Origin of the sequence: Pseudorhodobacter antarcticus, assembly GCF_900110135.1 — a bacterium.
Taxonomy (GTDB): domain Bacteria; phylum Pseudomonadota; class Alphaproteobacteria; order Rhodobacterales; family Rhodobacteraceae; genus Pseudorhodobacter; species Pseudorhodobacter antarcticus.
This window is the reverse complement of sequence record NZ_FOCO01000005.1, coordinates 1-14259: the sequence shown is the minus strand read 5'-3', so window position 1 is coordinate 14259 and position 14259 is coordinate 1. Positions and strand designations below refer to the sequence as shown.

10 protein-coding genes and 1 tRNA gene are annotated in these 14259 nt (G+C 62.6%); 5 read left to right on the top strand and 6 right to left on the bottom strand.

Going from position 1 to position 14259, the window contains the following annotated elements:
* Positions 1-58: 58 nt before the first annotated feature.
* The 5 genes from BMY36_RS03355 to BMY36_RS03335 form a co-directional block, all read right to left on the bottom strand.
* Entirely contained in the window at positions 59-493 is a 435-nt protein-coding gene (locus BMY36_RS03355; RefSeq protein WP_050519455.1) for a hypothetical protein, read from the bottom strand.
* A gap of 238 nt (positions 494-731) precedes the next feature.
* Positions 732-3230, bottom strand: coding sequence for a GcvT family protein (locus BMY36_RS03350; protein WP_050519454.1), 2499 nt, complete (start codon positions 3228-3230; stop codon positions 732-734).
* Between the two features lie 179 nt (positions 3231-3409).
* On the bottom strand, positions 3410-4201 hold the full coding sequence (locus tag BMY36_RS03345; RefSeq protein WP_050519453.1) for a metal ABC transporter permease: 792 nt from the start codon (positions 4199-4201) through the stop codon (positions 3410-3412).
* The gene (locus BMY36_RS03340; protein ID WP_050519452.1) at positions 4194-4982 is read right to left on the bottom strand and encodes a metal ABC transporter ATP-binding protein; all 789 of its coding nucleotides are present in this window, start codon (positions 4980-4982) and stop codon (positions 4194-4196) included. The genes BMY36_RS03345 and BMY36_RS03340 overlap by 8 nt, the downstream gene beginning before the upstream one ends.
* Positions 4979-5452: a helix-turn-helix domain-containing protein gene (locus tag BMY36_RS03335; RefSeq protein ID WP_050519451.1), complete on the bottom strand. Its 474-nt coding sequence runs from the start codon at positions 5450-5452 to the stop codon at positions 4979-4981. Before BMY36_RS03335 ends, BMY36_RS03340 begins: the two co-directional genes overlap by 4 nt.
* Positions 5453-5528: 76 nt before the next feature.
* Here BMY36_RS03335 and BMY36_RS03330 point away from each other — a divergent pair, with 76 nt between their 5' ends.
* Positions 5529-6497: a zinc ABC transporter substrate-binding protein gene (locus tag BMY36_RS03330; protein WP_050519450.1), complete on the top strand. Its 969-nt coding sequence runs from the start codon at positions 5529-5531 to the stop codon at positions 6495-6497.
* On the opposite strand, the gene selD is transcribed toward BMY36_RS03330, so the two are convergent.
* Positions 6494-8671, bottom strand: coding sequence for a slr1591 family oxidoreductase (gene selD, locus BMY36_RS03325; protein WP_050519449.1), 2178 nt, complete (start codon positions 8669-8671; stop codon positions 6494-6496). The two genes, BMY36_RS03330 and selD, sit on opposite strands and share 4 nt — an antisense overlap.
* 147 nt (positions 8672-8818) lie before the next feature.
* On the opposite strand from selD, the gene rpoN reads away from it, so the two are divergent.
* From rpoN to BMY36_RS03305, 4 genes are all read left to right on the top strand, one after another.
* Positions 8819-10102: an RNA polymerase factor sigma-54 gene (rpoN, locus tag BMY36_RS03320; RefSeq protein ID WP_050519448.1), complete on the top strand. Its 1284-nt coding sequence runs from the start codon at positions 8819-8821 to the stop codon at positions 10100-10102.
* Positions 10103-10234: 132 nt separating this feature from the next.
* On the top strand, positions 10235-12289 hold the full coding sequence (locus BMY36_RS03315) for a hydantoinase/oxoprolinase N-terminal domain-containing protein (protein ID WP_050519447.1): 2055 nt from the start codon (positions 10235-10237) through the stop codon (positions 12287-12289).
* 123 nt (positions 12290-12412) lie between these two features.
* Positions 12413-12489: transfer RNA gene (locus tag BMY36_RS03310), tRNA-Met, on the top strand.
* Positions 12490-12654: 165 nt separating this feature from the next.
* Positions 12655-13848, top strand: coding sequence for a tyrosine-type recombinase/integrase (locus BMY36_RS03305; protein ID WP_050519446.1), 1194 nt, complete (start codon positions 12655-12657; stop codon positions 13846-13848).
* Positions 13849-14259 lie beyond the last annotated feature (411 nt).

Here is a 14259-nt window from a genome sequence, read left to right as displayed (position 1 = left end):
TGCGCCACCTGCCGAGGCGGGGCGCAGCACAAAAGCCAAAGAGCAAACCTGCTTTGGGTTACTTGCTTGGCGGGTTTTTGTGGAAAATGATGCGCCCCGATGCATCGCTGGAGGCGCAAGATGTTTGCGTGATTTCAACCTTGCTATGCCCCATCAAAGGGCCGATGCCATCTTTGCGGGCGGCTTGCATATCTTTGCACGCGGGAAGTTCAATGCGCTGATAGCCTTTGTTCAGCATGCACGCTTCATAGTTGCGCTGGCGGGCGGATGCGTTGGCATCTTGGGCCTGATAGACCCCTGTCAGCAAGGCGACAGCCACCTCTGCGCCCGGGCTTCTGTTGACGGTGACCTGCTGGCTTGCGGTTGTTTCACACATGGCGCGGTCCTTTTCGAAATCCGAATACCGCATATTGTTTTTCACAAACGTTTCCTGTGGAACGCAGCCCGCCACTGCGACAGCCCCACAAAGCACCAAAGCGCCGAATTTTGTCATTCCCCTGCCTTTTCTTAAAAAATCATATATTTCAATACCATCACACGCGTGGATGGTCTGCCACGCACCACACTGGCCGACGCGCGATGATAGAGTCAATCAGATGAATAAATAATAAAGGGGGGCCTGCCGCGCGGTGCCTATCAGTGCAAGCCCCCCAAACCCCATTGGCGCGGTATTTGGGTATGGTTTTAGGGGCCGAAGCGTGCCCCGCCCTGTTTTGGGCGGGGCAGTTTGGTTAGCCGTCTAGGCGGATGCGGGCGTTTGTGGGGTCAAAGGGGCTGTCCTCGACCACCACGGCGTCCCATTCTTGCAACAGCATTTTGACCTTTAGTTTGGTGCCAACTTCAGCCAAGTGCGGCGAGACATAGCCCATGCCGATTTGTTTGTTGAACGCCACGGACCAACCGCCCGAGGTGAGGCGGCCGACCTTTTTACCGTCCACAAAAATCGCCTCTTTGCCCCATGGGTCGGCGTCTTGCGGGCCGTCGATAAGGACGGTGACGCATTTGGAGCGGATGCCGGTGTCGATCATCGCTTGCTTGCCTTGAAAGGCTTTGGACAGATCAATAAAGCGGTCCAGCCCCGCCTCCATCGGCGTGGCGTCGCGGCCCAGTTCATTGCCAAAGGCGCGGTAGGATTTTTCTTGGCGCAGCCAGTTTTGGGCGCGGGCACCAACCAGTTTCATGCCGTGTTTTGCGCCAGCGGTGAGAAGGAGGTCCCACAAGTAGCGGTTGAATTCGATGGGGTGGTGCAGTTCCCAGCCCAACTCGCCCGTATAGGCCACGCGGATGGCGTTGACCGGGCACATACCGAGTTCGATTTTGCGCGCGGTGAGCCATGGGAAGCGTTTGTTGGACAGCACCGTTGCAGGGTCGGCATCCTTGATGATTTCCGCAAGGATTTTGCGGGCGTTGGGGCCTGCCAGCGCGAAAACGCCCCATTGGGTGGTGACGTCGTTGATCTCGACATGCGCGCCGCCAGCGGCGATGAAGTCTTCGGCAGATTTGCGCATATAATCAGCGTCATAGGCGGTCCATGCACCGGCGGAAACGAGGTAGTAGTCGTTTTCGCCGTTGCGCACGATGGTGTATTCGGTGCGCGTGGTGCCTGTGGGGGTAAGGGCGTAGGTGAGGTTGATGCGCCCGATTGAGGGCAGTTTGTTGCAGGTGAACCAATCAAGGAAGGCCGTGGCCCCAGCACCCCGCACGGTGTGTTTGGTGAAGGCGGCGGCGTCGATCAGGCCTGCGGTTTCGCGCAGTGCTGTCGCCTCATCCACCGCGTATTGCCACCAATCGCCGCGGCGGAAAGACCGGGAGTTGTGGTCAAAATCGGCGGGGGCGTTTAGGGGGCCGTAGTAGTTGGGGCGTTCCCAGCCGTTGACCTGGCCCATTTGTGCGCCAAGGGCGATTTGTTTGTCGTAAACGGGGGTGGTGCGCAAAGGGCGGCAGGCCTCGCGTTCCTCATCCGGGTGGTGGAGGATGAAAACGTGGTCGTAACATTCTTCATTCTTGCGGGCGGCATATTCGGTGGTCATCCAATTGCCGTAGCGGCGGGGGTCGAGGGACGCCATGTCGATTTCAGCCTCGCCTTGGGTCATCAGTTGCGCGAGGTAATAGCCGGTGCCACCAGCGGCGGTGATGCCGAACGAGAACCCTTCGGCAATCCACATATTGCGCAGGCCGGGAACCGGGCCGACCAGCGGGTTGCCATCGGGGGTGTAGCAGATGGGGCCGTTGAAATCGTCTTTCAAACCCACGGTTTCGGAGGAGGGGAGGCGGTGGAGCATCGCCATATATTCTTCTTCAATCCGTTCCAAGTTCAGGGGGAACAGATCGGCGCGGAAGCTGTCGGGGACGGCGTATTCGAACCTTGCGGGGGCGCCTTTTTCATAGGGGCCGAGGATCCAGCCGCCGCGTTCTTCGCGCACATACCACTTGGCATCGGCGTCGCGCAGGACGGGGTGTTCGGGGTTGGTTTTGCGGTATTCGACCAGCATGGGGTCGGGTTCAGTCACGATGAACTGGTGTTCCACAGGAATGGCGGGGATTTTGATGCCCAGCAGTTTGGCGGTGCGTTGGGCGTGGTTGCCCGTGGCGGTGACAACATGTTCGGCGTGGATTTCAAAGGTTTCATCGGAGGGGATGAGGTTGCCACCTTTGTCGATCATGCGGGTGCAAGAGATAATCCATTCAGAGCCGGTCCAGCGGTAGCCATCGACTTGGATTTTACGCTCAATCGTCGCACCGTGTTGGCGGGCCCCTTTGGCCATGGCTTGGGTCACATCGGCGGGGTTGATGTAGCCGTCTTGGGGGTGGAATAGCGCGCCAACCAGATCATCGGTGCGCAGCAGGGGCCAGCGGTCTTTCATCTGCGCGGGCGTCATAAATTCGTGGTAGACATCGGCACTGTCGGCCACGGCGGAATAGAGTTTGTATTCATCCATCCGCGCCTCATGCTGGGCCATGCGCAGGTTGCCGACGACCGCAAAGCCTGCGTTCAGGCCGGTTTCAGCCTCCAACGATTTGTAGAAATCGACGGAGTGTTTGTGGATATGGGTGGTGGCATAGGACATGTTGAACAAAGGCAACAGGCCCGCCGCGTGCCAGGTGGAGCCGGAGGTAAGTTCGTCGCGTTCCACCAGCATGGTGTCCCAGCCCGCCTTTGCCAGATGATAGGCGATGCCGTTGCCGACCGCGCCCCCGCCGACGACCAAAGCCTTTACATGCGTTTTCATCTGGCGACTCCCTTGCGCGATTTTGCCCATATGTGCCTGAATATGGGGGCGGCGTGCAATATGGCCCGACACTTGGCAGATAAAAACGACATTCGGGGCGGGGCGCAGGGCGTGCGGCGGGTAAGTAATCGTTTGCGGCCAATAGTTTTAGGTATTTGGGCCAAGCCGAATGGGTAGGTTTAGCGCGATTTGAACGGCGCGATGAGGACGGAGAGGGTGAAAGCGAGGGCGGCGACTGCGATGATGCTGGGGCCTGCGGGGGTGTCGAAATGCAGCGAGGTTTGCAGGCCCGCAAGCACCGACAGCCCGCCGATGAGGATGGCGAAAAGGGCCATGGATTCGGGGCTGCGTGACAGGCTGCGCGCGGCGGCGGCGGGGATGATGAGCATCGCCGAGATGAGAAGGGCACCGACGATTTTCAGCGCCACGGCGACGACAATGGCGAGGGCGATTGTGAGGACCAAGCGTTCGCGGTTGGGGTTGAGGCCGGAGGCGTGGGCGAGATCTTCGGACAATGTCGAGGTGAGGAGGGCCTGCCAGCGCCACATCAGAAGGGCGAGGATGACCCCTGCCCCGCCCCAAACGAAGGCAAGATCGTGTTTGGACACGGCGAGGATGTCACCGAAGAGGAGGCCCGACAGATCCACCCGCACGCCGGGCAGAAAGCTGATGGCGACGAGGCCAAAAGCGAGGGCGGAGTGGGCCAGCACGCCCAGCGTGGTATCGACCGCCCAGCCGCGTGCGGCCAGCGTGGAGACGGTGAGCGCCATGGCGAGTGCGACCAGCATGGTCCCTAAACCGATGGGCAGCGACAGGGCGAGGGCAAGCGCCACGCCGAGGATGGCCGCGTGGCTGGTGGCATCGCCGAAATAGGCCATGCGCCGCCAAACCACAAACGCGCCCAGTGGCCCGGTGGCCAGCGCCACGCCAAGCCCCGCGAGGGTGGCGCGGGTGAGGAAATCATCAAACATGTGCGGCCTTTTTGGCGGAGGCGGGGGTATGGTCGTGGTCGCAGTTTGGGCCGTGTTCATGGGGCGTATCTGGCCCGTGGGAATGGTCATGGTCGTGGCGGTACAGCGCCAGCGCGCCTTGGGTGCCAGCGCCGAACAGGGCGCGGTATTCGGGGGCTTCGCGGACCACGTCCGGCGCCCCTTCGCAGCAGATATGGCCGTTTAGGCAGATCACGCGGTCCGATGCGGCCATGACCACATGCAGATCATGGCTGACCAGCAGCACGGCGGCCCCGGTGTCGCGGCGCACCTCGGCTATCAATGTGTAAAACGCAGCCTCGCCCGGTTGATCGAGGCCTTGGGTCGGTTCATCGAGGATGAGGAGGTCGGGTTGGTTCAGGAGCGCGCGGGCCAGCAGCACGCGTTGCAATTGGCCGCCCGACAGGTCCGCGAGTTGGCGCGGCCCGGCATCGGCGACACCGCAGCGGGTCAGGGCATCCATCGCTTGCGCATCGGTGCAGCGTTTGGGCAGCGACAAAAAGCGGCGCGCGGTCATTGGCATGGGGCGGTCGATGTGCAGGCGTTGCGGGACGTAGCCGATGGACAGGGATTTGGCGCGGGTGACGGTGCCTTTGGCGGGCGAGATGAGGCCCAGCAAAGCGCGCAGCAGCGTGGATTTGCCGGAGCCGTTGGGGCCGACGATGGTGACGATTTCGCCCGGTTCCAGCGCGAGCGTAATGCCGGACAGGATGTCCGTGCCGCCCAAGCGGACGGAGAGGTTTTGCGCGGCAAGCAGGGTCATGCGGCGTCCTTGCAATTGGGGCAGCGGCCGACTGCCTCAATACTACTACGCTCCACAGTGAAGCCGACTGCGTGGGCGGTGGCGTTGAGGGCGGTGCGCACGGGCGTTGCCGCGGTTTCGGCAAGTGCGTGGCAGATGCGGCAGATGAGGAATACGGGCGCGTGGTCGGTGTCTGGGTGCATGCAGGCGGCAAACGCGTTGAGGCGGGTGATTTTATGGGCAAACCCTTGATCGACCAGAAATTCCAGCGCGCGGTAGGCCACGGGGGGTTGTTTGCCAAAGCCCGCATCCGCCAACCGTTCCAGTACATCGTAAGCGCCCAGCGCGCGGTGTTCCGAGAGCAAAATGCGCAGGGTTTCGCGGCGCACCGGGGTGAGGCGTTGGTTGCGCGCGGCGAGGATTGTTTCGGCCTGCGCAAGGCCCGTGGTGGCGCAATGGCTGTGGTCGTGGTTGTCAAAAGCGTTTGGCATGATGGCTTTCCGTGTTGACATGTTATATCATAACGTATTCTAACAGCGACAACATCACAAGATAGGAGTTTCCCCGATGCGCCACATTTTATTGCCGTTTGGTTTGATGGTCTGCGGTCATGCCGCCTTGGCCGACACACCGCTGGTTGTGACCGACATATCCCCTGTTCACGCGCTTGTCACCACCGTGATGGGGGACCAAGGCGTGCCGGAGCTGTTGTTGCCTGCGGGCGGCGATCCGCATGATTTCCAGCTGCGCCCCAGCCAAGCACGGGCGCTGGCCGATGCGGGGTTGGTGGTGTGGGTCGGTGCGGAGTTGACGCCGTGGTTGGCGCGCGGGCTGGACGGGGTTGGGGCCAAGGGCGCGCGGTTGGCGTTGCTGGAGGCAGACGGCACGGTGACGCGGGCGTTTGGGGATACGGCGGAGGAGCATGCAGAGGAGGGCCATTCGGGGCATGACCCTGCCAAAAAGGAGGAACATGCAGACCACGACCACGCCAAAAAGGAAGAACATGCGGACCACGACCATTCGGGGGTGGACCCGCATGCGTGGCTGGACCCTGAAAATGGGCGGGTTTGGTTGGGGTTGATTGCCGATGCCTTGGCCGATTTGGACCCGGAAGGCGCGGCGGTATACCGCGCCAATGCGGTGGCGGGGCAGATGCAGATTGATGTGGCCGAAGTGCAAGTGCGCGCGATTTTGGCGCCTGTGAAGGACCGCCCCTTTGCGGTGTTGCATGATGCCTATGGGTATTTTTCCGATCATTTTGGCCTGACGGTTGTGGGTGCGGTGCGGATGGGTGATGCGGCGCAACCGGGGGCGGCACATTTGCGTGATTTGCAAGCGCAGTTGCAGGCCACGGGTGCGGTGTGCATTTTCCCCGAAGCCGGGCATGACAAGGCGGCGGTGGCGCAGTTGGCCGAGGCCGCAGGGGTGCGTATGGGGCCAGCGCTGGCCCCCGAAGGGGCTGCGGGCGGCGGGGATTATGCCGCTTTGTTGGTCAGTATGGCGACAGATATCGCCGGATGCTTGGCCGATCGTTAAGCGATTAGCGTGATATGCGGCGGGCCGGGGGTGATGTGGCCGATGATCTGGGCAGGTTCGCCCGCTGCGATCAGTGCGGTGAGGATTGTATCGGCCAGCGCGGCGGGCACGGTGGCCAGCAGGCCGCCTGCGGTTTGCGGATCATAGAGCAGCGGCATGTCGGGCGCGGTGATGCGGCCCGCGCAGGCCGCGCGGTTCGCGGGCGCGATGGTGGAGGCGATGCCTTGGGCGGCAAGTGACAGCGCGCCCGGCAGAGTTGGGATTTGGGTGAGGGTGGCGGCGGCGTTTGCGCCGTCGAGCATTTCCAGCAGATGCCCGGCAAGGCCAAACCCCGTCAAATCCGTCATGGCGGTGGCATGGGGGGCCAAGATGCGGGCGGCGGTTTGCAAGGGATGTTGCATGGAGGCGTAGGTGGCCACGACCGCCTCGCCCAGCATCAGGTCCGATTGCAGGGTTGCGGTCGCCATTTCTGCAGCCAGAACCGTGCCCGTGCCGATGGGTTTGGTAAGGATTATGGCGTCCCCCAGTTGCGCGGTGGTTTTCTGGATGGGGCGGTCTGCGCGGCCTGTGATGGAAAAACCGATGGTCAGTTCCGCGCCGATGCTGGTGTGACCGCCCAAAATATCGGCCCCGGCGGCGGTGAACACTTGGGCCGCAGCCTGCAAGATTTCGGCCAGCATATCGGCGTGCAGCGTATCGGACATAGGTGGCAAGGTGATTTGGCACAGCGCAGATTGCGGCGCAGCCCCCATCGCCCAGATATCGCCCAGCGCGTGAATGGCCGTGATGCGTGCCATGAGGGCCGCATCATGGGTAAAAGCGCGCAAGTGATCGGTGGTGAGGACTTGGACACCCTGCGCAAGCGCGATCACGCCCGCATCATCGCCGGGGCCGGACAGCACATCGGGGCGGGTTGGGGCGGGCAGCGCACGCAAAGCTGCGCGCAAGGTGCTGCCGCCGACCTTGGCCCCGCAGCCGCCGCACAGGGGCTTTGCGGCCAGTGCCTGTGCCAGACCTGCCACGGGGTTGGGGGGCAAAGGTGGGGTCTGCATCGCTGGATAGGTCGCGAATTTGGCCATAAAGGTGCGGTCGATGCGGTCTTTCCAGCGCCACAGCACTGCCCCCTCAAGGCGCAGGCCCAGTTTGTCGGCCACCGCGCGCTGTTGCCCCATGGAGATAAGTTTGAGGTAATCGCGCTGCGGATGGTAGGGGCGCAGCGCAGCGCCCGACAGGCTGGCGCGCAGGTTGTACAACAAGATGGGCGCTTGGCGCACCGCGAAAACGCCCGCCTTGGGGCGCGGGGCGTGGGCCAAATGGGCGCAGTCACCGACCGCAAAGATATGTGGGTCGGACGATTGCAAGGTGGGGCTGACGGTGATGAAACCGTGGTGCAGATCAAGGTCCGTATTTGCCAGCCAAGTTTGGGGCTGCGCGCCTGCCACCGACAAGGTGAAATCGGATGGCAAAGTGTGACCGCCTGATATGGTCACGGATATGGCGGTGATTTGGGCGGGTTCGGCGTTCAGCACCACGGTGACATTGTGGCGCGCAAGGCCCGCAAGCAGGGCGTGGCGCGCGCCCTGCCCCAGCAGCGGCAAGGCGGTATCGCCACGTTCCAACACCGTGATATTCGGCGTGCGGCCCGATTGGCGCAAACGGTGCGCCGAGGCCATGGCAAGTTCAGCCCCGCCCACGCCCGCGCCGATGATCACGATATTGGGCGATTGCGGCGCGTGGGCCAGGAAATCATCCCAGCCCTGCGCATAGCCGCCAAGGGGTTTGGCGGCCAGCGCGTGATCTGTGAACCCGGCCACATTTGGCAAGGTCGATGCGATGCCAATATCAACCGACGCCACATCATAGCGCAGGTGGCGGCCATTTTCCAATTCCACCGTTTTGGCGCTGCGATCCATGGCAATCGCGCGGCCCATGATGATGCGCGCGCCTGCGAAACGGGCAAGGCGCACAAGGTCGATCATCATCTCGGCCCGGGTGTAATGGCCTGCGATATGGCCCGGCAACATCCCCGTATAGGGGGCGACCGGGCCGGGGTTCACCACCGTGATGCGCGCGCCGGCCTGCGGGGCCATGCCCCATGCGCGCAGCAAAAGCGCGTGGGCATGGCCGCCGCCGATCAGCAGGATGTCGCGTTGGGCGGGCCATTGGGGGTGCATGATCGAGGCCTTTGCTGGGGTTTGTGGTGCGACCTTAACCGCCAAGGGCCGGAAAGGCGAGATGTGCGCGCGGGCGCTGTTGCCACAGTTGCGCGCGGCGCGGCACCCCCCTATGGTTGCGCAGCACCACCGACCAAAGGCCGCGCCATGACCCGTCAGGCCAACCGCCTGTCCCAGACCCAGACTTTGCAATTGAACACGGGGCTTGCCGCGTCGCTGAAGGTGTTGCGGTTTGATGCCAGTGGTTTGACCCGCTATCTGGAGGAACAGGCGGCGACCAACCCTTATGTTGTGTTGACCCAAATCCCGGCCGAGGCGGTGGCGTGGTTGCCGCGCTGGACGGCGGCGTTTGCCGCGCAAGGCATGGGGGGGGCGGATAGCCCGGATGTGGGCGCGATGTTGCAAGCGCCCGCCTTGGGGTTGATTGCCCATGTCAGCCGCCAGATTGATGCGATGTTGCGCGACGAAGGCGACCGCGACATTGCGTTTGGCTTGATGCAGGCGTTGGAGCCGTCGGGCTGGTTGGGCCGCCCCCTGCCCCGGCTGGCCGCCGAGTTGGGCTGTGATGTGGCGCGCGCGCAGGCGGTTTTGGCGCAGCTGCAAGGGATGGAGCCTGCGGGCCTGTTTGCGCGGTCGCTGGCGGAATGTTTGGAATTGCAAGCGCGCGACATGGGGGTGCATGACATGGTTATGGCCGCGATCTTGGCCCATCTGGACCTGTTGGCGGCGGGAGACCATGCGCGGTTGGCCAAGCTGTGCGGGGTGGACGCGGATGAGATTGCGGCGCGGTTGCGGGTGATCAAAGGGTTTGACCCAAAGCCGGGCACGCAATTTGGCCAAGTGTCGGCCCCGGTGCGCGAACCCGATTTGACGGTGGTGCGCGGGCCGATGGGCTGGGAGGTAAGCCTGAACCGATCGGCGCTGCCCGATGTGGCGGTGGGGCGCGGGAATGATGCCCGCGCGCAGGGTGACAACGCGCGGGGTGCCGCACGCGAGTTGGTGCGGATGGTCGCCAGCCGCAACCAAACCTTGCTGCGGATTGGCCAAGCGATTTTGACCCGGCAAGAGGCGGTTTTGGCCCAAGGGATGGAAGCGTTGGTGCCGATGGGTTTGACCGATATTGCCGAAGCGTTGGACCTGCATCCCAGCACGATCAGCCGCGCGGTGGCGGGGGTTAGTGTGGACACGCCGCGCGCAACGATCTGGTTGCGGGCCTTGTTCACCGCCGATGTGGGCGGGGCTGCGGGGGGGGCCATTCGGGCGCGGTTGGCACGGTTGGTGCGCGATGAGGATGCGCGCGCCCCGCTGAGCGATTTGGCGCTGGCCGCGCTGTTATCGGCGCAAGGCGCAGTGGTGGCGCGGCGCACGGTGGCCAAGTACCGCCAGATGATGGATATTTTGCCCGCGCATCGCCGCAAGCGGCGGGTTTAGCAGCCGCAGGCGACCGGTATCGCGGCTGTAAGCGGCGGGTATCGGTGATTTTGGTCGGTTGGGGCTGGGCAAAGCGGGCAAAACCGACCTAGATCTTGAACGCGGGTAACGGCAGAGTGGTTGAGGGCAGGCATGGCGATTTTTCTGGGCGTGGATACGGGCGGCACTTATACGGATGCGGCGGTGTTGGACAATGACGCCAACCAAGTGTTGGGCAAAGCGAAATCGCTGACCACGCGGCGCGATTTGGCGTTGGGGATTGGCCGCGCGGTGGATGCGGCGCTGAATGCCGCCGGGGTCGCGCCTGCCGATGTTGCGATGGTGTCGCTGTCGACCACGCTGGCGACCAATGCGCTGGTGGAAGGGCAAGGCGGGCGCGTGGCGCTGGTGTTCATCGGGTTTGATGACGGCGATCTGGACCGTGGCGGGCTGCGTGAGGCGCTGGGCAGCGACCCGGTGATTGTGCTGGCGGGCGGGCACACCCATGCGGGCGGCGAAGCGGTGCCTTTGGACATCCCGGGGTTGGAGGCGGCGCTGGCGCTGCATCAGGTGGTGGCTTACGGCGTGGCGGCGAAATTTGCGACGCGCAATCCGGGGCATGAGGTGGCAGCGCGGGAGGTTATTCGGCGGGTGACGGGGCGGCCCGTGACCTGTTCGCATGAATTGTCGGCCAATTTGAACGGGCCTAAACGCGCGTTGACGGCGGTGTTGAACGCGCGGCTGGTGGGGATGATTGACCGATTGGTGACAGCCTGCGAGGCGCATATTGCCAAGCGCGGCATCAACGCGCCGTTGATGGTGGTGCGCGGCGATGGGGCGCTGATTTCCGCCGCGATGGTGCGCGACCGCCCCATTGAGACGATTTTATCGGGGCCCGCCGCGTCCATTGTGGGGGCGCGGTGGTTGACGGGGGCAACAGATGCGCTGGTGTCTGACATTGGCGGCACGACCACGGATGTGGCGATGCTGCGGGATGGATTACCAGAAATTGACCCGTTAGGCGCGCGCGTGGGCGGATTTCGCACGATGGTAGAGGCGGTGGCGATGCGCACCACAGGCCTTGGTGGCGACAGCGAGGCGCATTTGATCACCACGGGGCTGAACGGGGGATTTACCCTTGGGCCGCGCCGATTGGTGCCTGTGGCGTTGCTGGCAGTGGACCACGGAGCGATGGTGCATGCCGCCTTGGACCGCGCCCTGTCGAATGATGCGGTGGGCGAATTTGACGGGCGGTTTGTCATTCCGATGGGGTTTGAGGCGGCGGGGCTGACCGCGCGCGAGGCGGCGTTGCTGGCGCGTATCACGCACCCCATGCCGCTGGCCGATGCCATGACATCGCGGCTGGAGGTGGCGGCGATGGACCGCCTTGTGTCACGCGGATTGGTGATGATTTCGGGGGTGACGCCATCGGATGCCAGCCATGTTTTGGGCGGGCTGTCCGATTGGGATGCGACTGCGGCGCGTAAGGCGGTGACCCTGCTGGGGCGGCGGCGCAATGGGCGGGGCGAGCGTGTGTCGGGTGATGCGGGCGCATTGGCACAAGCGATTGTCGACCAATTGACCGAACAAACCGCGACCTGCCTGCTGGAAGCGGCCTTTGGCGAGGATGCGCGGTTTGCGGGGCAAGACAGCGCGGTTTTGGCGGGACATACCTTGCTGCGCGCTGGATTGGACCAGCATCGCGGCATTGTGGAGGTATCGGCCCGGCTGGGCGTGCCTGTGATCGGACTGGGGGCATCTGCGCCCTATTATTACGGGGCGGTCGGGCGGCGGTTGGGCGCGCAGATGATTTTGCCCGAACACGCCGGGGTTGCCAATGCGATTGGCGCGGTAGTGGGGCAAGTCAGCCAGCGGGCGACCGGGGTCGTCTCATCAGCGGGCGAAGGGCAGTTCACGGCGCATCTGGCCTATGGCCCCGTGCGGTTCACGACCAAGGCAGACGCGATGGAGGCCATGCAGGCCGCGTTGATTGCCGATGCCACATCGCGCGCGCAGCAGGCGGGGGCGGATGAGGTGTTGGTGACCACCACCCAAGACGTGCGCGAAGCGGTGGTGGAAGGGCGCGCGATGTTTATCGAGGCGACGCTGATTGCAACCGCATCGGGCCGCCCGCGTGTGGCCCATGCGGCAAAGGTGCAGACGGTGGGCGAAATGTCGATCAGCGGGACGGTGTATGGCGCGGTGTGAGGGCGCGGGTTTTGGGGGTGGGTTTGGGGTGCGTTTGGGCCGTGGGTTTTGGGGCGCGATTGCAGGCGGGCTGCTTTTCCCCCTTGACGCCCCGGCCGGCCGCCCTTAACCAGCGCGCTAAGTGGCAAGGTAGCTCAGTTGGTTAGAGCACACGACTCATAATCGTGGGGTCGGGGGTTCGAGTCCCCCCCTCGCCACCACTCCTGCATCCAAAAAAGTCCTAACACGTTCGAAAAGTCCTGTGTTATAAGAGATTTATTGTTGGCGGTTGTCCAGCAGTGTCTGGCCAAATCCGCTGAAGTCCGCCCCAGTTAGGGGTATGATTCGGGGGTACGGCAGGTTCCAGAGAGAGGGTGTACCCCCAGATGCCATTGACAGATGCCAAGGTCAGAAGTCTCAAGTCCCGAGATAAGGATTACAAGGTTGGCGATTTCGATGGGTTGTTTGTCCTGGTAAAGGCGTCGGGGTCGCTGTCCTGGCGCTTTAAGTATCGGTTTCTGGGTAAGGAAAAGCTGATGGTCTTTGGGGACTATCCAGCCGTTAGTTTGGCCCGGGCGCGGACGCTTCGGGACGATGCGCGCGTACAGCTTTCAGCAGGAAACGACCCGAACGCGTTGAAACAGGCGGCGAAGCGGGCCCAGCTTGCACAGGCCTCGGAAACATTTGGTGCCTTGGCGGATTCATTCCTTAGAAAGGCGCGAGCAGAGAATTTGGCAGCCTCCACGCTGTCAAAGACTGTATGGCTTCTAGACATGGCGAAGGCTGATCTTGGCAAGATGCCGATCTGCGAGATCACAGCACCGATCATCATGGTTACTCTGCGCAAACTGGAGGCGCGGGGCACCTATGAGACTGCTAAACGCCTGCGCTCAAAGATCGGGGCGGTCTTTCGGTTTGCCGTCGCGAGCGGTGCAGCAGACACGGACCCGACCTATGCATTGAAGGATGCATTGATTAGCCCCAAGTCAAAGCCTCGTGCCGCCATCATTAATGCGCATCGTCTCGGTCAGCTGCTCCGAACAATTGATGGCTACAACGGGCAAGCCACAACACGCCATGCACTCCAGCTTCTGGTGATCGTGGCGCAACGGCCGGGCGAGCTTCGGCAGGCAAGGTGGGCAGAGTTCGACCTAGTCAAAGCCATTTGGACCATTCCCGCCGAGCGCATGAAGATGCGTCGTCCCCATGTTCTGCCGTTGCCGCCGCAGGCAATTAACATCCTTAAGAATCAGCATTTCCTGACCGGCAATGGGGATTTCGTTTTTCCAGCCCTCACGACTTCCAAGCGCTGTCTGAGCGAGAATACCTTGAACATGGCCTTGCGGCGGATGGATTTCGGTGCCGACGAAATGACATCCCATGGGTTTCGAGCAACGTTTTCGACATTGGCGAATGAATCCGGTCTTTGGAATCCGGACGCGATAGAGCGGCATATTGCCCACGTCGACAAGAATGCGATCAGGGGTATCTACTCACGTGGCGAGTACTGGGAGGAGCGTGTTCGTATGGCTAGGTGGTGGGCTGACAATCTAAATAAGATTAAATCGGAAATGGATTGATCGTGCACCGCCAAGCACTGATCCACGGAAAGTAGGAGCCAGAGATGCAGACCGTGCCGCGTGAACTTCGGATCCAACAGATCATTGTCCATGCTTTCGAAGACCTAAATGGGTGGACGCGTCCAAATGTTCTGGAAGCCTCAATCGGTCCGGGCTACCCGGAGGTTTTCGTGAGCTTCGAGAGGACCCTGCGCAGGTTGCGAGAGGATATTCGGAGAACCCTCCAGAACCTTGATGATGCCGAGCTTGATTGTGGCTTTCCTCCGTCCACCACCCCAAGCATAAACCCGCTATTCGACCGCAAGGGCCTTTTCGCAGCGATCGCGAGGCGACTTCACCTTGCCAAACGGGACACGGAACGTGTCAACGACTTTGAGGCAGTGGCTTTTGGACTTTAAGCTTGGTTTCCCT